The 18,727-nt window shown below is 66.7% G+C and carries 16 protein-coding genes; 9 read left to right on the forward strand and 7 right to left on the reverse strand.

Annotated features, from left to right (window positions below):
* Positions 1-6: 6 nt before the first annotated feature.
* The 6 genes from bamA to SP5_RS09805 all read left to right on the forward strand — a co-directional run bounded on the left by bamA (position 7) and on the right by SP5_RS09805 (position 6,271).
* Complete coding sequence (gene bamA, locus SP5_RS09780) at positions 7-2,751, forward strand: outer membrane protein assembly factor BamA (protein ID WP_042487703.1); 2,745 nt, start codon at positions 7-9, stop codon at positions 2,749-2,751.
* Positions 2,751-3,422, forward strand: a complete 672-nt coding sequence (locus SP5_RS09785; RefSeq protein ID WP_042487707.1) for an OmpH family outer membrane protein — start codon at positions 2,751-2,753, stop codon at positions 3,420-3,422. The genes bamA and SP5_RS09785 overlap by 1 nt, the downstream gene beginning before the upstream one ends.
* Positions 3,423-3,474: 52 nt before the next feature.
* Positions 3,475-3,918, forward strand: coding sequence for a 3-hydroxyacyl-ACP dehydratase FabZ (fabZ, locus tag SP5_RS09790; RefSeq protein WP_042487765.1), 444 nt, complete (start codon positions 3,475-3,477; stop codon positions 3,916-3,918).
* 195 nt (positions 3,919-4,113) lie between these two features.
* The gene (rpmE, locus tag SP5_RS09795; protein ID WP_042487709.1) at positions 4,114-4,344 is read left to right on the forward strand and encodes a 50S ribosomal protein L31; all 231 of its coding nucleotides are present in this window, start codon (positions 4,114-4,116) and stop codon (positions 4,342-4,344) included.
* A 136-nt stretch (positions 4,345-4,480) separates the two neighbouring features.
* Positions 4,481-4,798 carry a PilZ domain-containing protein gene (locus SP5_RS09800; protein ID WP_042487712.1) on the forward strand — a complete coding sequence of 106 codons (318 nt, stop codon included), beginning with the start codon at positions 4,481-4,483 and terminating at the stop codon, positions 4,796-4,798.
* Positions 4,799-4,870: 72 nt separating this feature from the next.
* A complete protein-coding gene (locus tag SP5_RS09805; RefSeq protein WP_084220638.1) occupies positions 4,871-6,271 on the forward strand; it encodes an L-serine ammonia-lyase in 1,401 nt (466 codons plus the stop codon).
* On the opposite strand, the gene SP5_RS09810 is transcribed toward SP5_RS09805, so the two are convergent.
* The 7 genes from SP5_RS09810 to SP5_RS09840 all read right to left on the reverse strand — a co-directional run bounded on the left by SP5_RS09810 (position 6,272) and on the right by SP5_RS09840 (position 16,269).
* Entirely contained in the window at positions 6,272-7,072 is an 801-nt protein-coding gene (locus tag SP5_RS09810) for a ThuA domain-containing protein (RefSeq protein WP_042487714.1), read from the reverse strand.
* A gap of 163 nt (positions 7,073-7,235) precedes the next feature.
* Entirely contained in the window at positions 7,236-8,795 is a 1,560-nt protein-coding gene (locus tag SP5_RS09815; RefSeq protein ID WP_042487717.1) for a DHA2 family efflux MFS transporter permease subunit, read from the reverse strand.
* Positions 8,795-9,976: an HlyD family secretion protein gene (locus SP5_RS09820; RefSeq protein ID WP_042487719.1), complete on the reverse strand. Its 1,182-nt coding sequence runs from the start codon at positions 9,974-9,976 to the stop codon at positions 8,795-8,797. The genes SP5_RS09815 and SP5_RS09820 overlap by 1 nt, the downstream gene beginning before the upstream one ends.
* The gene (locus SP5_RS09825; protein WP_042487722.1) at positions 9,973-11,376 is read right to left on the reverse strand and encodes an efflux transporter outer membrane subunit; all 1,404 of its coding nucleotides are present in this window, start codon (positions 11,374-11,376) and stop codon (positions 9,973-9,975) included. Before SP5_RS09825 ends, SP5_RS09820 begins: the two co-directional genes overlap by 4 nt.
* Positions 11,373-11,825, reverse strand: coding sequence for a MarR family winged helix-turn-helix transcriptional regulator (locus SP5_RS09830; protein ID WP_042487724.1), 453 nt, complete (start codon positions 11,823-11,825; stop codon positions 11,373-11,375). Before SP5_RS09830 ends, SP5_RS09825 begins: the two co-directional genes overlap by 4 nt.
* A 106-nt stretch (positions 11,826-11,931) precedes the next feature.
* Positions 11,932-14,442, reverse strand: coding sequence for a glycoside hydrolase family 9 protein (locus tag SP5_RS09835; RefSeq protein ID WP_042487726.1), 2,511 nt, complete (start codon positions 14,440-14,442; stop codon positions 11,932-11,934).
* A 465-nt stretch (positions 14,443-14,907) separates the two neighbouring features.
* The gene (locus tag SP5_RS09840) at positions 14,908-16,269 is read right to left on the reverse strand and encodes a cation:proton antiporter (RefSeq protein WP_042487729.1); all 1,362 of its coding nucleotides are present in this window, start codon (positions 16,267-16,269) and stop codon (positions 14,908-14,910) included.
* A gap of 179 nt (positions 16,270-16,448) precedes the next feature.
* Between SP5_RS09840 and SP5_RS09845 the strand changes: the two genes are divergently transcribed.
* Genes SP5_RS09845 through SP5_RS09855 form a run of 3 tightly spaced genes read left to right on the forward strand, consistent with a single transcriptional unit; the run spans position 16,449 to position 18,657 of the window.
* On the forward strand, positions 16,449-16,682 hold the full coding sequence (locus SP5_RS09845; protein WP_042487732.1) for a type II toxin-antitoxin system Phd/YefM family antitoxin: 234 nt from the start codon (positions 16,449-16,451) through the stop codon (positions 16,680-16,682).
* Positions 16,682-17,137, forward strand: a complete 456-nt coding sequence (locus tag SP5_RS09850) for a PIN domain-containing protein (protein WP_042487735.1) — start codon at positions 16,682-16,684, stop codon at positions 17,135-17,137. Before SP5_RS09845 ends, SP5_RS09850 begins: the two co-directional genes overlap by 1 nt.
* Positions 17,107-18,657, forward strand: a complete 1,551-nt coding sequence (locus SP5_RS09855; RefSeq protein WP_042487739.1) for a tryptophan halogenase family protein — start codon at positions 17,107-17,109, stop codon at positions 18,655-18,657. The genes SP5_RS09850 and SP5_RS09855 overlap by 31 nt, the downstream gene beginning before the upstream one ends.
* The last annotated feature ends 70 nt before the right edge of the window (positions 18,658-18,727 follow it).

An 18,727-nucleotide genomic window follows, 5' to 3' on the forward strand; every position in this document is an offset into this window, starting at 1 on the left:
ACAGCAATGACGGGTATGAAGACTGTGCGCGCGGGCGCCATGCTGCTGGCGGGCACGATGCTGTCGGGAGTTCCCGTCATGGCGCAGACCGCGCCTGCCGCGCCGAGCGCCGGGGCGGGTGCCGCTCCGACGCAGGCCGTGGCGCCAGCGCCGGTGCGCACGATCAAGACGCTGCGGGTCGAGGGCGCGCAGCGTATCGAGCCCGAGACGGTGTTGTCCTACACCAAGCTGCGGGTCGGCATTCCCTATACCCCGGAGACGCTCGACCAGGCGCTGAAGGATCTTCAGGCGTCCGAACTGTTCGCCGACTTCTCGATCTCCGGCGTGGAGACGGGCGATATCGTGCTGCGCGTGCGCGAGAACCCGATCATCAACCGGGTCATCCTGGAGGGCAACAAGCGCCTGAAGGAAGACAAGATCAAGAAGGAGATCAAGCTGTCTCCCCGCCAGATCTTCACCCGGACCGCGGTTCGCCAGGACGTGGCGCGCATCGTCGAGCTGTATCGCCGCCAAGGCCGGTTCGGCGCGGTGGTCGAACCCAAGATGGTCAATCTCGACCAGAACCGCGTCGATGTGGTGTTCGAGATCAGCGAAGGGCCGAAGTCCAAGGTCCGCCAGATCAACATCATCGGCAACGAGAAATTCTCCGACGACGAACTGCGCGGTGCGATGTACACCAAGCAGTCGCGCTGGTTCCGTTTCCTGTCCTCGGCGACCAGCTATGACCAGGATCGCCTGGCCGCCGACCAGCAAAAGCTGCGCCTGTTCTACCTGACCAACGGCTATGCCGATTTCCGGGTCACGAGCGCGGTCGCCGAGCTGACGCCGGACAAGAAGGACTTCATCATCACCTATGTGGTGGAGGAAGGTCCGCGCTACAAGTTCGGCGACGTCAAGGTCGACAGCCAGATCCGGGACTTCGACAATGAGAAGCTCGCCCAGTCGCTGCCGATGAAGAAGGGCGACTGGTACAACGCCAAGCTGATCGAGGACTCGATTGACAGCCTCAGCCAGACGGCGGGCCTGTTCGGCTATGCCTTCACCGATGTGAACCCCGACTTCCAGCGTGACAAGGACACGCTGACCATGTCGATCACGTTCAACATCGCCGAGGCCAAGCGGACCTATGTCGAACGGATCGACATCAACGGCAACACGCAGACGCAGGACAAGGTCGTCCGCCGCGAGATCCGCGTGGCCGAGGGCGATGCCTTCAACAGCTTCCAGGTCCGCCGCAGCCAGGACCGCATCAACTCGCTCGGCTATTTCCAGGAAAAGCTGGAGATCAAGCAGAACCCGGGTTCGACGCCCGACCGCATCGTGCTGGAAACCAATGTCGAGGAACAGTCGACGGGTTCGTTGCAGCTGTCGGCCGGTTACTCGTCGTTGGAGCGCTTCATCATCCAGGCGAACATCACCCAGCGCAATTTCCGCGGCAAGGGCCAGGAACTGCGCGCAGGCGTGAACTATTCGGCCTATTCCAAGTCGATCGAACTGGGCTTCACCGAGCCCTATGTGTTCGACAAGAATATCGCGCTGGGCGTCGACGTGTTCCGCCGCGACTTCAACTCGTTCAACTATCTGGGCACCACCCGCCAGACGACCTACAGCCAGGTGTCGACCGGCTTCCAGGTCCGCGCGGGCGTACCGCTGACCGAATATTGGTCGCTGTCGGGTCGCTATGGCCTGACCTATGACCAGGTCGGCCTGGCCTCGTCCTTCTTCAACGCGGACGGCAGCTGTAACTTCCAGCAGGCCGGGCGTTACCTCTGCGACTCGATCGGCAATCGCTGGACCTCGTCGGTCGGCTACTCGCTGATCTACGACAGCCTGAACAGCCGCCTGCGTCCGACGGCGGGTCATCGCTTCTCGTTCAGCCAGGACTTTGCCGGTCTGGGCGGTGACGTGAAATATATCCGCACCCGCGCGGAAGGCGCCAAGTTCAAGGGGCTGGGCAAGGGCTTCGTCTTCTCGATCCTGGGCGAGGGCGGCTATATCCACTCGCTTGAAGGCAGCCGTGGTCCGGGCATCGATCCGGTCCGTATCGTCGACCGCTTCTATCTGGGCGAGCCGCAGTTCCGCGGCTTCGACATTCGCGGCGTCGGCCCGCGCGTGCTGCGCGTGCCTTATGTCATCGGCAACGACGGCAGCCAGTCGCTCAGCAAGGACCGCCAGCAGTTCGTCGACGACGCGCTAGGCGGCCGCGCTTACTATCTGGCGCGTGCGGAGCTGGAAATCCCGTTGGGTTCGGGCGCGCGTGAGATGGGGCTGCGTCCCAGCGTCTATGTCCAGGCGGGTAGCCTGTGGGGCGTCACGCGCCCGCTGCCCTCGCTCAACTTCCCGCAGGCGAAGGACGCCAACGGCAATCCGTTGTTCAACAAGGACGGTTCGCCGACGCTGGCGCCCGTCGCCCAGACCGATGCGCAGGGACGTCCGCTTTTCCAGGTGCCCACTAACGACAGCACCACGGCGGACAAGACGGCGGGCCTCACCACCACCTGCCAGACCGGCTATTCGGCGACGCTGGGTGGCGCCTGCTCCGGTGGGACGGCCAATATCGCGCTCCAGAACACCAACTATGCCCAGGAGCAATTCTACCTCGGCACCTGGAAGCCGCGCGTGTCGATCGGCATCGGTGTGAACTGGAATTCACCATTCGGACCGCTGCGCATCGACCTGGCCAAGGCATTGGTCACGCAGCCGGGCGACGACCCCAAGCTCATCACTTTCAACGTAGGGACTCAGTTCTGATGAAGACGATTTCGAAGCTCCTCCTGGCGGCGGCCCTTGTCGCCCCGGCCGCGACCGTCGCCACCACCGCCAGCGCGCAGGTGAACGGCGTCGCCGTTGCCGACCCGCAGGGTGCGATCGCCGGTTCGCGCGCCTGGGCCGCCGCCCGTCAGCAGATCGAGACGACCTACAAGGCGCAGCTCGATCAGGCCGAAACCCGCCGCACCGCGCTTGGCCGCGAGCTGGAGCCGCTGGTCCAGGCGTTCCAGACTGCCCGCGCCGCGCCGAACGCCAACGAAGCCGCGCTGCGCACCCAGGCCCAGTCGATCCAGGCCAAGCAGCAGGCTGCCGAGCAGGAACTGGGCCGTCTGACCCAGCCCGCCGTCCGTGCGCAGACCTATGCGGTCGAACAGATCCAGGCGCGTCTGGGCGAAGCGGTGCAGAACGCCGTGCGCGCCAAGAATGTCAGCCTGCTGGTCAGCCCGCAGGCCGTGCTGTTCATGCAGCCGACCGCCGACATCACGTCCGCGGTGACGGCGGAATTGGACAAGCTGGTCCCGACCGTCAGCATCACGCCGCCCGCCAACTGGCAGCCTGGCCAGCAGGGTCAGCAGGGCGCTGCCCCGGCCGGGGCTGCTCCGGCCGCCGCCGCCGCCCCGGCGCCTGCCCGTCGCCAGAACAGCGGCCGGTAATATCCCCGTGAGCGACGTCGTGAACGAAGAGGCGAAGACCGTCATCGGCCCGATGGACGTGACGCGGGTCATGGCGGCGATCCCGCACCGTTACCCGATGCTGCTGGTCGATCGTGTCGAGGAACTGGTCCTCGACACGTCGATCCGCGCGGTAAAGGCGGTGACGATCAACGAGGCCTTTTTCCAGGGCCATTATCCCGGCCGTCCGATCATGCCGGGCGTGTTGATCGTCGAGGCGCTGGCGCAGGCCGCCGGTGTCCTGGGCGTGGAAAGCCTGGGCCTCGCGAATTCGGGCAAGCTGGTCTATTTCATGTCGATCGACGGCGTGAAGTTCCGCAAGCCCGTCGAGCCGGGCGTGCTTCTGCACCTGGAGGTCGAGTTCGTGTCGAAGCGCACCCGCGTCTGCAAGTTCGCTGGGGTCGCCAAGATCGACGGCGTCGTCGTGGCGGAAGCCAATTTCACCGCGATGATCGCCGATCCGCCCGCAGAAGCTTAGAGTCGAAAACGATCAACTCTGCTCACCCCTCCTCTGAAGGGGAGGGGCTAAAACCGTGCAATGCTGATCGCTTTCAACTCTAAGCTGGGGCATAAGCGACCGTCACGGGCTTTTGACTAACGGAGCGCGGTCCGCTATGGGCCGCGCCTTGAGCTTGAAGGCTGGTCGGAACCAGCCATTTTCCGGAGCAATATCATGAAGACCGATACGCATCCCGACTATCACATGATCAAGGTGCAGATGACCGACGGCACCGTGTTCGAAACCCGCTCCACCTGGGGCAAGGAAGGCGACACGATGCAGCTGGACATCGATCCGCTGGCGCACCCCGCCTGGACCGGCGGCCGCGGCACCATGCTGGACACCGGCGGTCAGGTCGCGCGCTTCAACAAGCGTTTCGGCGGCGGTCTCACGCTCCGCAAGTAATCGCTTCCGGCCTCATCGCCGGACGATCGAAGGACCCGGTGCTTCCCATGAAGCGCCGGGTTTTTTGCGTCTATGGGAGGAAGCGAGCCGGAAATAGGTTTGCAGTCTGTTAACCAGCGGTGTTTAGACTGGCCCCATGTTCGCCGCTGAATTCGAACCTGCCGAATTTGCCAATCGCCGTCGCTCCCCGCGCACGGCGACTGCGCTGGACACCGAAATGGGGCGCGGCGGGCTCGACCGAGCGCTATGCCGGGTGACGGACATTTCGATCAGCGGCGCGCGGCTTCAGACCTATACCGAATTGCGGCGCGGCCTGAAAATCTGGTTGCGCCTGCCCCATGTCGGCGAGATCGAGGCCAAGATCGTGTGGGCGTCCGACTTTGCCGCGGGGTGTCATTTCCAGACGCCATTGACGCGTGAGGCGTTCGACATACTGGCCCCGATGACCGCCTGATCCGTTCCATCGGCTGGTCAGTGCATGGCGAGTGCGCTAGACGAGGCAAAAGCCGTAACAATTGGAACGATCTTGACGCTCTCCGCCATTCCCGTCGGCACACCACGCAGCGAGGACAGCATCGCCGCGGTCAGCGTGACCGAGCTGTTCACGATCGGCATCGGCCCTTCCAGCTCGCACACCGTCGGTCCGATGCGCGCGGCCAAGGCGTTTGCGGTCGAGATGCTCGACACCGGCCTGGTCCCCGACCGGGTGCAGGCCGAGTTGTTCGGCTCGCTCTCGCTGACCGGACGCGGGCACCATAGCGACAGGGCGGTGCTGCTGGGTCTGGCGGGCGAGACGCCGGAACGGGTCGACCCGGACGCCATTGATGGCTTGCTCGCAAAGATCCACGAGACGCGGCAGCTGATGCTCGACGGACGCCATGAGCTTCCGTTCGATCCCGAGCAGGATCTGCTCTTTCGGCCGGGCTTTTTGCCCGCGCATCCCAACGGCATGGTCTTCACCGCCTTCCTGCCCGATGGCAGTTCGGTGGTCCGCCGCTTCTATTCGATCGGTGGCGGTGCGATCCGCATGGAGGGCGCCGAGCCGATGCGGAACAACCGGCGGCTGGCGCATCCCTTTGCCTCGGGCGCGGAACTGCTGGAACGCACCGGCGAAACGGGCCTTTCCATCGCCCAGATCGTCCGCGCCAACGAAGCCGCATGGCGCGAAGATGGCGACACCGACGCGTTTCTCGACCGGGTGCGCGACGCCATGTGCGCCTCGATCGAGCGGGGCTGTGCGGCGTCGGGTATCCTGCCCGGCGGGCTGAAGGTCCAGCGGCGCGCGCAGGCGATCCGGCAGAAGCTGCTCGACCGGGGACCGCGCACCGACCCCAGCCTGGTGTTCGAGTGGGTCAGTCTCTGGGCGCTGGCGGTGAATGAGGAGAATGCGGCGGGCGGCCGGGTCGTGACCGCGCCGACCAATGGCGCGGCGGGCGTGATCCCGGCGGTGCTGCGTTATTATGAGACCTTCGTCCACGGCGCGACGCGCGACGGGGTCCGCACCCTGCTGCTGACGGCGGCGGCGGTGGGGATGCTGTACAAGAAGCGCGCCTCCATCTCGGCGGCCGAAATGGGCTGTCAGGGCGAGGTCGGCGTCGCTTGCTCGATGGCGGCGGCGGGGCTGGCGGCGGCGCTGGGCGGCTCGCCCGCGCAGGTCGAGAATGCGGCCGAGATCGGCATGGAGCATAATCTGGGCCTGACCTGCGACCCGATCGGCGGCTTGGTCCAGATCCCCTGCATCGAGCGCAACACGATGGGCGCGATCAAGGCGATCAACGCGGCCTATCTGGCGCTGCACGGCGACGGCAAGCACATCGTCAGCCTGGACCAGGTGATCGAGACGATGCGCCAGACCGGCGAGGACATGAAGTCGCAGTACAAGGAAACCAGCCTCGGCGGCCTGGCGGTCAACGTCGTCGAGTGCTGATCACTTTCCCGCTGCCCAGCGTACCGCGTTGGTCAGGATGCGGCGGTAATTGGGATCGTCATACAGCTGCGGCTCATGCCCCAGCGCGGAGTAGAAGACCCGGCCCTTGCTGCGTGGGTTGATCCACATGACGGGATGCGCCGCGCCCATGCGCAGCGTCTCGCCAGGGCGATAGCTGGCTTCGTCCACCTGCGCCAGGATGGTCATGCCGCGCGTCGCGGGGTTGCTGTCGAAGCTGTACCATTCGTCGCGGGGCGTCCACGGCGTCTTGACCCCGGCCATGATCGGATGGCGGGGCTGCACGATCTCCATACGGGCGGGCTGGATATGGTCTTCGCCATTCGGATGGCCGGTGAAGGTCGTGCCGATGATCGTCTCGACATACCAGGGGGCCTTGTGGCTGTTGTCGCCTGCCGCATGAAGCGCCACCACGCCCCCACCGCGCGCGACGAAGCGGGCGAAGGCGGCCTGCTGCTCGGGTGACAGGAAATCGCCGCTGGCGCTGTTGAGGACCACGACCGAGAAACGGGAAAGCTGGTCGTCGTTGAAGACGGCGGCGTTTTCGGTGGTGAAGCTGGGGTGGTGCAGGCCCTTGGCGATGTCGGCCAAGACCGCGTTGGAATGCGGGATATGCTCGAAATGCCGCCAGCCGTTGGTCTTGGAGACGATCAGCACGCCGCGCGGCAATCCGGCGGGCAAGGTGGGAGCGATGCTGTCGACCACCTTGGGCGGCAGATGCGGGTCGGACGGTGCCTGCGCCACCGCGACCAGCGCCATCATCATCAGCGTTTTCAACATCATCCGTCTCCCTTTTCGGGGAGCGTAGCAAATCCTCCCCGGCACGGGGAGGGGGACCATGCGCAGCATGGTGGAGGGGGCTTTCCACCGGGGACATCTCTTGCGGAAGCCCCCCTCCGTCAGCGCTGGAGCGCTGCCACCTCCCCGAATCGGGGAGGATTGTTCATCAATCCGCCGCGATCGGGCCGTCATGCGGCTTGGGCCGCCGGGTGAACCAGGTCAGTGCGGCCAGCACGATGCACAGCCAGGCCGACACATAGAAGATGTCGGTCGAGGCGAGCAGATAGGCCTGCCCCACCATCTGCCGCGTCACGGCGGCGGCGGCCTGTACGTCGGTGAAGCCCAGATGACCCAGGCCGTTCTTCGCCATCTGCCATACCGGGCCTTGGCCGATCGCCTCGGACAGATGCGCCTGGTGCATCGCTTCGCGTCGATCCCACATGGTCGTGGTCAGCGAGGCGGCGAAGCTGCCCGCCGTGATGCGCGCGAAGTTGGAGATGCCGGTCGCCGACGGAATCCGCGCCTGCGGCACGCCGTCCAGGGCGATGGTCAGCATGGCGAGGAAGAAGGTGCTCATCGCGATGCCCTGCACCATCAGCGGCAGCACGAAGTCGCTGAAGCTCGCCTGCGTGTTCAGCCCCGAGCGCATCCAGTAGGAGACGCCGAAAGCAGCAAAGGCGATGGTCGCCATGATCCGCGCATCGACCTTGCCCGACAGGCGCGCGACGACGGGGGTCAGCACCACCGCCACCGCCCCGCTGGGCGCGGCGACGAGGCCCGCCCAGGTCGCGGTATAGCCCAGCTGCGTCTGGAGCCAGAGCGGCAGCAGCAGCGTGTTGGCGAAGAACACGGCATAGCCGAGACAAAAGGCCAGCGTCCCGATGCTGAAATTGCGCCCCTTGAACAGCGACAGGTCGACCGCCGGATTGGCGTCGGTCAGCTCCCAGATCAGCCAGGCGATGAAGCCGACGATCGCGATCACCGTCATGACGACGATCCGGGTCGAATGGAACCAGTCGTCATTCTTGCCCAAGTCCAGCATCATCTGAAGCGCGCCGACCCAGACGACCAGCATGATAAGGCCCACCTTGTCGATCGGCAGGTTGCGCGTCGGCGTCTCGCGGCTCGACAGCCCGCGCCAGCACACGCCCGCACAGAACAGGCCGACGGGGACGTTGATGAGGAAGATCCAGCTCCAGTGATAATTGTCGGAGATGTATCCGCCCAGGATCGGCCCCATGATCGGCGCGACCAGCGTCGTCATCGACCAGATGCCGAGCGCGGTCGACCGCTTCTGCGGCGGGAAGATCGAGATCAGCAGCGCCTGGCTGCCGGGGATCATCGGCCCCGACACCGCGCCCTGAAGGATGCGGAAGCCGATCAGCGAGGACAGGTTCCACGCGATGCCGCACAGGAAGGACGCGATGGTGAACAGGAAGACCGAGACGCAGAAGGTCCGCACCACCCCGAACTTGCCCATCAGCCAGCCGGTCAGCGGCACCGCCACGCCGTTCGCGACGGCAAAGGCGGTGACGACCCAGGTCGAGTTGTCCGAGCTGACGCCCAGATTGCCCGCGATGGTGGGCAGCGAGACGTTGGCGATGGTCGAATCGAGCACCTGCATGAAGGTGCCCAGCGCCAGCGCGAAGGCGACGAGCGCCAGCGCCGGGCCTTTCAGCGGGGCGGGGCCTTGTCCCGCACCCGCCTGAGCGGGAGCCCCGGCCATCAGCGATTGGCCGCGATGATCTGTGCGATGCGCGCCTCGATCGCCGGGTCCTTGCCATCGGTGCCGCGGGTGCTGTCCACCTGGGTCGCGGCGGAGCCGATGCGCGGCCCGCGCTGGTCGGCGGTATCGACCGTCACGGTCGCCGACAGGCCGACCCGCAGGGGATTCTGGCGCAGCTCATTGGCGTTCAGCCCGATGCGCACCGGCACGCGCTGGACGATCTTGATCCAGTTGCCGCTGGCGTTCTGCGGCGGCAGCAGTGCGAAGGCGTTGCCGCTGCCCGCACCCAGGCCGATGACCTTGCCGTGATAGACGGTCTTGCCGCCATAGATGTCGGCAGTGATCGTCGCGGGCTGGCCGATGCGCAGGTCCTTGAGCTGGGTCTCGCGGAAATTGGCATCGACCCACAGCCGGTCGAGCGGCACCACCGCCATCAACGGCGTGCCCGCCGCGACCTGCTGCCCGACCTGTACCGTGCGCTGGGCGACGACGCCGCTGATCGGCGCGACGACGTGCATATGGCTGCGCGTGATGGCGGCGCGGCGATAGGCGGCGATGGCGGCCATCACGGCAGGGTTGGTGTCGACATCGGTACCCTGCACGGCGGTCCGCGCCTGCGCCGCCTGGGCGCGGGCAAGGGCGAGGTTTGCATTGGCGACCTTCACCGCATCGGCGGCGTGGGACAGTTCCTCGCCCGACACCGCACCCTCGGCCGCGGCGCCCTGACGGCGGGCATAGTCGGCGCGGGCGCGGGTCAGTTCGGCCTGGGCCTGGACGATGGCGGCGCTGCTCTGGTTGACCTTGGTGAAGTCGGCGCGAGTCGCGCGCACCGCACGCGCCAGCTCGGCGGCGGCGGAGGCCAGGCCGACATCGGCGGTCGCCGGATCGAGGTCGATCAGCGGCTGGCCCGCCTTCACCGTCTGGGTGTTGTCGGCATGGATGGCCAGTACCTGCCCCGGATCGCGCGCGGTGATCGCCACCACGTCACCCGCGACATAGGCGTCGTCGGTTTCTTCCTCGGGCTTGGCGAGCAGGAAGTGGAACACTGCCCAGACGATCGCGGCGAGGACGACGACGATCGCCAGGATGGTCAGGCCCATGCGGCGGGCCTTGGGCTTGCCGCCGCTCGGGGCTTGCGTCGTGGGAGCGGCGGGGGAGGGGGCGGCTTCGGTGTCGCTCATTGCGTGATACCCTGCGAAGAAGAAGAGAAACCGCCCCCAAGGGCGACGGCCAGCGCGATACGCGCCTGGACCGCGTCGGCGGCGAGATTGGCGTCGGCCTGATCCGACTCCAGCTGGCGGATGTCGGGATCGATCAGGCCGAGTTGCGATTGCAGCCCGCTCGACACGCGGATCGCGTTCAGGCGGCGGGTTTCTGACAGGCCGCGAGTCACCTCGGCCTGGCGTGCTCGCTCCGTGGCGATGGTGCGGCTGCGCGTGACCGCATCGGCCGCCTCACGTACCGCGCCGACGACGCGGTTGTTATAGTCGGCGGTTGCCAGATCGAGCGCGGCGGTCGCCCCCGCCAGCCCGGCGCGCAGCCGTCCGCTGTCGAAGATCGGCAGATGGATCGCCGGACCCGCCGCCGCCGCTCCCGCATCGGCGGTGAACAGATTGCCGAGGCCCACCGCCTGGAAACCGGCCAGCGCGGTCAGGTTGATATTGGGCAGGAACGCCTTTCGCGCGACCTCCTGCCCCTTGCCCGCGGCATCGATCCGGGCGAGCGCGGCGGCGATGTCGGGCCGCCGTGACAGCAGGTCGGCGGGCACGGTCGCGGGGATGGGCAGCGCGGCATCGAAGGCGAGCTTCGTCGGTGCGATGGTCGCGGGATAATCCAGCCCTCGCCCGGCCAGCGCCGCCAGCGCATTGCGCGACAGCGCTGCCTGCGTCTCGGCCCGCGCCAAGGCGACCCGCGCCTGGGCGAGCAGCGTCTGTGCGCCCGACGCGTCGATCTGGCTGGCCAGCTGGTGCCGTATGCGTGTCTGTATCAGACCCAGCGAGCGGGTGCGGGTCGCGATGGTCTGGCGTGCGATCGCAGCCTGCCGTTCGGCCCGGGCCAGTTCGACATAGGTCTGCGCGACCGAACCTGCCAGCGCGAGGCGCGCCGCCGTCACGTCCAGCGCCGCCGCGCGGGTCGAGGCGCGGGCGGCCTCGATCGCGGCGGCCTGTCGCCCGAACAGGTCGATGGTCCAGTTCAGATTGGCCTGCGCCTGGCCCAGCCACTGGGTCGTGCCCGCATAGGGCGGCGGGATGATGTAGCGGCCCGACAGCCGGTTATATTGTTCCTGCGCGTCCAGCGTCACCGAAGGGCCGTCATCGGCGCGGCGTGTGGCCAATACCGACTCCGCCTGCCGCAAGCGCGCCAGCGCGATGCCGAGCGAGGGATTGCCGCTCAGTGCGTCGCCGATGATCCGGTCGAGCTGCGCATCGCCCAAGCCCCGCCACCAGTCGGCGGCGACCAGCGGGGCCTGCGCATCGGCCAGACCCAATTTCTCGGGTGGGGTGGCCGTGATGGCGGGATGCGCCTGAGGCACGGAACAGCCCGCCAACAGCAACCCGGTCAGAAAGGCGAAGCGCTTCATGCCACCGTCTCCAGCTTGTTACGCAGGCGCAGCAGGTCGCCGACGAAGCGTTCGATCTCCTCGGGCGACCAGTCGGCCAGCCACTCGTTCCACTGCGCGACGACCTTGACCTTGCACCGCGCGGTGACTTCGCGCCCCGCCTCGGTCAGCGACAGGCGCACGACACGGCGATCCTCGGTACAGCGGCAGCGTTCGATCAGGCCGCGCTCCTCCAGCGTGTCGACGATCCGCGTCGTCGCGCCGGTATCATGGCACAGGTGGCGTGCCAGCTCGGCCGCCGTGCCGCCCACGCCATGGTGCAGCGCCATCAGCGCGCTCCATTGGACATGGGTGACTTCTTCATCGGCGAAGACCGGCTCCAGGCCGATGCGGGCAAGCTGATACACGCGCTTGGTCAGATACCCGACCGAGCGTTCGGGGTCGAAGGGATCAGGCGTAGGGAATGTCATATCGCTGCCATGGCAATGATTGCCTTGGCAGTCAATTGTCGTTGCGAAGATGACATGAAATTCATCTGATGCGGGGCAGGCCGATCCGCCCGCCCCGCAAAAGGCTTCAGCGATGCTCCTTCGTCGCCTCGATCGCGGCATTGGCGGCCAGGATATAGGCGGAGGTGGTCGCGACCGTGTATTCGTTCTCGAACCACAGGAACGGCCATTCGGTCTTCAGCTCGGGGAAGTCGGGCTTCACGATCAGCACACCCGGCACCACGCCGCCGGGGATGAAGCCGTAATCGGCGCGGTTGTGGCCATAGCCGATCAGCTTGGACGCGGTGCCCACAGTCGAGACGAGCGACAGGTTGTTGGCCGGATGCCGCCCCAGCACATAGTCGATGGCGTTCAGCGTATAGTCGGTGCCGATGATCTCCGGGAACGCCTTGTGCATCAGGAAGGCGGTCGAGCCGAACTCGACGACCTGATGCGATCCGGCCCAGCCGCCTTCGCTGATCGGTACGCCGAAGGGGTTCCTGGCGGCTTCCGCATCCATCTTGGCCTTGCTCTGGCGGACCAGCGGGACCAGCGCGGCACGGTATCCGGCATCCATGAACGGAATGGCGCGCACCGCCGGAGCGCGGACCCAGTCGAAATTCCTGGTGATGACGGGCATCAGCGCGCGCAGGCGGTCGGCGTAGATGCGCTCGCCCTTGCTGGCGATCAGCATCTCGACGGTCGCGCCGACATTGGCGCCGTCCGCCGACCAGGGCGTACCGGAATCGTCGCGTCCGTCACCCGATTTGATCGGCCCCTTCTGATAGCGTCCCCACAGCACCTTGGCCGCGTCCCAGGCCTCGGCCGCCATCGTCGGATCGCTGTCCGCCAGCGCGCGGGAGGCGGCGGCGAGAGCCCCTGCGACCGCCAGATTGTTGGCGGGCAGGTCGGTGGTGAAGGCCCAGCGATCGTCCTGCGCCCCCGACGACCCGCCCTTGCCCTCGCTGACCCCGAGCGATGCGTCGTAGGTCAGATTGTCGGTCTGCGACCCGGCATCGCCCAGATGGGCATATTGGCGCTGCACCGGATCGATGATGCCGACGATGGCATGGCCGAACACCTTATATTGGGCGAGCAGTTGCAGGACGCCGTGGCGGATCTGCTGCAACGCGTCCTGCTTGCCGTCGGGCTTGCGGATCTCGACCGCGCGGGCGGCCTCGTCCACGCTCGTCTCGTCCCAGTCCAGGCCATAGAGTTCGCGACCCCAGGCGAGGTCCCGGACCACCTGGGCATTCTGCGGCGTCTGGATGTCGTAATCGCCCGCATCCTGGAAGCCGCCGACATTCAGGCCGGGGATATGCTCGCCCGGCTTGAACGGTGAATCGAGGTTCGGCCCCATCTTGTACCCGTCGAAATGGACATGGTTGGGCGGCGCCTGGCGGGCATCGTCGAGATGCGAGGGCGCGGACCAGACCCGGTACTGCTCGCGGATGCCGACATGGTCCATCTGCTCGGCGATGAAGGTGTCGAGCGAGGTCTGCCAGATACGGTCATAGGCATCGGCGGCGATACGGAACGGGTTCGTCACCTGACCGCCATAGGCGATGGCATAGATGCCCGGCTCGCGGACCTGGGAGAAGTCGAAGGCGGCGTAATTGTACCGCATCCAGCGTCCGCGCGGGGCAATGGCGGCACGCAGCACCGACTGGCGCGTACCGTCTGCGGCCAGCCGAACCAGTTCCGCCTCGCCCGGTGCGGTTCCGTGCGGATCGGTTTCGATCAGGGCGACCTTGGCGCGGCCGGGCGTATAGCCCGCCTGGTTGAACGAGACGACCGGCGGACGCACCCAGTCCTTCACGACATTGGGACGGACATGCCAGACGACGGCATTCTCCTTCGCCCCCGCCGCGATCAGCGAGCGGACGACGAACCAGCCATTCTGCGCCCGGTTGCGCGCATCATAGAGCGCCAGCCCGCCCGCATCCGAGGTGATCGTCACGCGGGTCAGCGGGTCTTCGGGCGACAGGGTGATCGACTTGCCCCCCGCGGCCAGAGGTGTCGGATCGCCTGATCCGTCCCTGGCCATCGGGCCGGTGGGATGGCGCGGGAACAGGCCGGGCGCGGTGTCCATCAGATAGGTCTTGCCGAAATAGCTGGTCGGCAGGAAATCGAGGTTGAACCCCGCCTTGCCCGCAAGCGCGGCGGGCAGCGGCTGGTCGAGGTCGACCGCGATGCGAAAGCCGTCTCCCTCCGCCGTCACCTTCACTCGATAGGCGAGATTCTGGTCCTTATAGGTCGAGCGAACGACGATCTGGTTGGGCTCGGTCCCGCGTGCTCGGCTGACAAAGGCGGGGACGGGGTCCCATTGCTCGGGCGTGGGATTGAGGCGCACTGCGCCATCGGTGGCGATCCTCTCGCCGTGCAGGACGATCTGGATACCGGCATTCTTCTCGTCGAAGAAGATGGGGCTGAACTGATTCTGGTCGACCATCACGGTCAGGCCCTGCCGCTCCAGCGTCTCGGCGGGGGTGACGGACAGTGCCGGTGCCGTGCCCTGCGTCGTTACCTGTGCCTGGACGGCGCAGGCCGCCATGATGCTCGCCGACGCCAGCAAGGCGACACCTATGTGTTTCAGCATAACCCCTCCTCAATATAGATAGCGCTATCATTTTCGATCGAGGACAAGGCGACGAACTGTACCGGCCCTATGCCTTGTCCAAAACGCGGGGCGGCGCGGTTTCCACGCTCGCCTTGTCCGCAATCTGTGTCAGATCTTTCGATTAAACAACGAAAAAATAGCGCTTTAGTCCGGATCAGCTTTGGCGGAGCAGATGGTTGTGGCAAGCGGTCCGAGGTGCGATGTGGCGCTGTGGTGTTTACCGCTCACATGTAATCCACGGATATGAGAGCGACAGAAGGAGCGTTCCTCCTGCGACGTGTGGCGCGGCTGGACCCGGCCCGCTTCGTCGGCGGCCTGCTCGACCCGCGGGGTATTGCGCTCGATCGATGCGGTGAGCGCCGAGCGGACCGATCGGAGAAGCAAAAAGGGCGGCCCCGGGACCGCCCTTTTCGTGCCTGCCAAAGAGGACGGTGAAGAGCCGGGTCAGGCGGCGGCGCCGTTCAGCGTCTCCATCTCGCCCAACACCCGCGCCCGACGGCCATAGACATATTCGAACAGCGGACTGGCCATCATCGTGGTCACGATCGCCATCAGCACCAGCATCGAGAACAGGGTGGGGCCGATAATACCCTTTTGCAGCCCGATATTGATGATGATCAGTTCCATCAGCCCGCGTGAGTTCATCAGCGCGCCGATCCCCATGGCGGTGCGATTGTCCTCGCCGCAAGCCCGCGCCGCCAGATAGCAGGCACCGAACTTGGCGGCGATCGACGCGGCCAGGATGCCGAGCGCGATCAGCAGCAACGGCAGCGAATTGACCATGTCCATCCGCGTGTTCAGCCCCGAATAGGTGAAGAACATGGGCAGCAGCAGGACAACGGCCAGCGGCTCGACCTTCTTCTTCAACTCGGCGACGAAAGTCCCACGCGGCATGAAGACACCCAGGATGAAGCCGCCGAAAATACCATGCACCCCGATCGCGTCCATGATGAAGGCGGACAGGCAAAAGGCCATCAGCGTGATCGCCAGCACGGTCGTGCTCATCTCACCCCGCGCCTCGACCGCCCGGCCCAGCGGCGCGAGCAGGCGGCGGCCGAACAGGATCAGGAAGCCGACATAGACAAAGGCTCCGCCGATCGCGAGGATCGCCACCCCGCTGCCGCCGCCAAAGGTCGCCAGCACGATCGCCAGCACGCACCAGGACGCGGCATCGTCGAACGCCCCGGCCGCCAGCGACAGCGTGCCGAGCGGGCTGTCCGCCAGCCCCCGCTCGTTGATGATCCGCGCCAGCATCGGAAAGGCGGTCAGCGCGATGCATGCGCCCATGAACAGCGTGGCATTGGCCTGGCTGATTCCGGCGGTGAACAGGCCGGGCACCTTCAGCAGCAGGGGGGTGATCGCCACGGCGATCAGGAACGGTGCGATCACGCCCGAGGCCGACACCGCCATCGCGCTGCGCGCCTTGGACCGGAAGTGATCGAGGCGGAGCGTCAGCCCGACCAGGAACATGTACAGCGCCACGCCCAGCTGTGCCCCCGCATAAAGGACGTTGCGGGTTTCCTTGGGAAAGATCGCCGCCTGCAGGTCGGGAAAGAACAGGCCGAGCAGCGAGGGGCCGAGCACGACTCCGGCGATCATCTCGCCCACGACCGGCGGCTGGCCCAGGAACCGCTGTCCGGCCCAGCTGACGACGCGACAGGCGAGCAGGATCACCGCCAGCTGCAGGAAGAAATGGATGCTGTAATCGCCGGGAACATAGGTGGCGGCCGCCCCGGCGCTGGCCGGGCCATGCGGTGCCAGGATGCCGCCAAAGGTCTTCCGGAAACTGTCGATCGCGTCGTTCATCGGTCTTGGCATCCCCCCTCGCGCCCGGCCTTGCGCGGTCCGGCGCAAGCGATAGCGACGCCAAGTCGCGGCGCGTTGCAACGGGATTTCATCGGATGGGACGCGATTGTACCGGGTCACTGGCAAACTGTGTCGTTACCGCTACAAGGTAGGTACATACCTACATATTCGAGGGGCGGATGAAGACGCTGACCAGCCGCGAGTTCAACCAGGATGTCAGCCGCGCCAAGCGGCTGGCCCGAATCGAGCCGGTGTTCATCACCGATCGCGGACGGCCCACCCATGTCCTGCTGGGCGTCGAGGCGTTCCGCCAATTGGCGCGCCAGACCGAGACGATCGTCGACTTGCTCGCCCAACCCGATGCGGTGCCCGGCGAGGTTCCGCCGCCGCGCGACTGGGACCGGACGCGCTGATGTATCTGCTCGATGCCGATGTCGTGACCGCGTTGCGCGGCGCGCGGCGGGGACAGGCCGATCCGGGGCTGGTCGACTGGGCCACGGGCGTGCCGCGTCACGAACTGTTCCTGTCGGCGGTGACGCTGCTCGACCTTCAGCAAGACAAGGACGCCGACGACTGGATCGCGGCGCAGGTCCTGCCTGCCTTCGAGGGACGCATCCTGCCGGTCGATGTCGCGGTGGTGCGGCGGTCGGCGGGGCTGGCCTATGCGCAGACCCGCGACGCCCTGCTGGTGGCGACGGCGCTGGTCCATGGCCTGACCCTCGTCACGCGGCACGTCGCGGCCTATAAGGCCGGGCGGCCGAAGCTGTTCTGCCCCTGGGGTTTCGTGCCCGACGATATGGGCGAGGACTGGCGGCAGGCGACGAAGGGCGGCTCGCAATGGTTCCGCAACCTGTTCGTGAGGATGTGAGGGTGGTGGAGGGGCAGGCCAGGTCGATCCTGATCGTCGGCGGCGGCACGGCGGGCTGGCTGACTGCGGCCTATCTTGCGCGCTTCCTGGGGCCGGAAACCCGCATCACCCTGCTGGAGGACCCGGCCATCGGCGCCATCGGCGTGGGCGAGGGGGCGTTTCCCACGATGCGCTCGACCCTGCGCTTCCTGGGGATCGACGAGGCGCAATTCGTCCGCGCGGCGGGTGCGACCTTCAAGCAGGGCATCCGCTTCGACGACTGGCGGCACGCCCCGGACGGGGGCAGGCGCCATCGCTATGTCCACCCGTTCGAGCCGCCCTTCCAGGCGGACGGTGTCGACCTGGTCGCGCACTGGCTGGCGCAGGACCCGGCGGCCCGTGCGCCCTTTGCCGAAGCGGTGACGATCCAGCACCGCGTCGCCGCCGCCGGGCGGGGACCGAAACAGGCGGGGGAAGGGGCGTTCGACGGGCCGCTCAGCTATGCCTATCATTTCGATGCGCATCGGCTGGTCGCGCTGCTGGCCGATTGTGCCATGGGCCTGGGCGTGGGGCATCTGGAGGGCAGGCTGACGGGCGCGGTGGTCGGCGCGGATGGACTGATCGCGCATGTCATGACCGACCGTCAGGGCATGATGACCGCCGACCTCTATGTCGACTGCACCGGACAGCGGGCCGAACTGATCTCCGGTGCGCTGGGGGAGCCTCTGGCGTCGGTGCGCGACCAGCTGTTCACCAATCGCGCGCTCGCCTGCCGCCTGCCCTATGATGCGACGCGCGGGCACGCCCTGCCGACCATGACCATCGCCAGCGCGCATCGGGCCGGGTGGACCTGGGACATCGGACTGGCCGAGGGGCGGGGGATCGGCACGGTCTATTCCGACGCCCATATGGATGACGAGGCCGCGCTGGCGACGCTCGCCGCCTATCTGGAGCGTGATCCGGACAGGCTGGAGCCGCGGCTGCTGACCTTCGAGCCGGGTTATCGCCAGCGGCCGTGGATCGGCAATTGCGTGGCGATCGGACTGGCCGGAGGCTTTCTGGAGCCGCTGGAATCGACCGGCATCGTCCTGATCGAGGCGGCGGTCGCCATGCTGGCCGAGCTGTTTCCGCATCGCGGGCCGATCGCTGCCCCCGCCGCACGCTTCAATGCGCTGATGACCGCGCGGTATCGGACGATCGTCGACTTTCTGAAGCTGCATTACTGCCTGAGCAGCCGGGACGAGCCGTTCTGGCATGACAATGGCGCGGCGGGAACGATCTCCGACCGGCTACGGGATCTGCTGGAGCAATGGCGCTATAGGCCGCCGGGGCGGTTCGACTTCACGCTGGATGTCGAGAGCTTCGCCCATTTCAACTATCAGTACATCCTCTATGGCATGGGCTTTGCCGATGGCGATGCGAGGCCGACGCGCGCGTCCGGCGAGGCGGAGCGGCTGTTCCGCAAGCTCCAGATGTTCGGCGACCGCGCCGTGGCGGACCTGCCGAGCCATGACGAACTGGTCGCGGCGATGCGGGGTTAGGGCAAGACGGCATTACATGGTGGCAGTGTGAGCCCCTCCCTCCAGGGGAGGGGTTGGGGTGAGGCCTTTC

The sequence above is a fragment of the Sphingomonas parapaucimobilis NBRC 15100 genome (assembly GCF_000787715.1).
Taxonomy (GTDB): domain Bacteria; phylum Pseudomonadota; class Alphaproteobacteria; order Sphingomonadales; family Sphingomonadaceae; genus Sphingomonas; species Sphingomonas parapaucimobilis.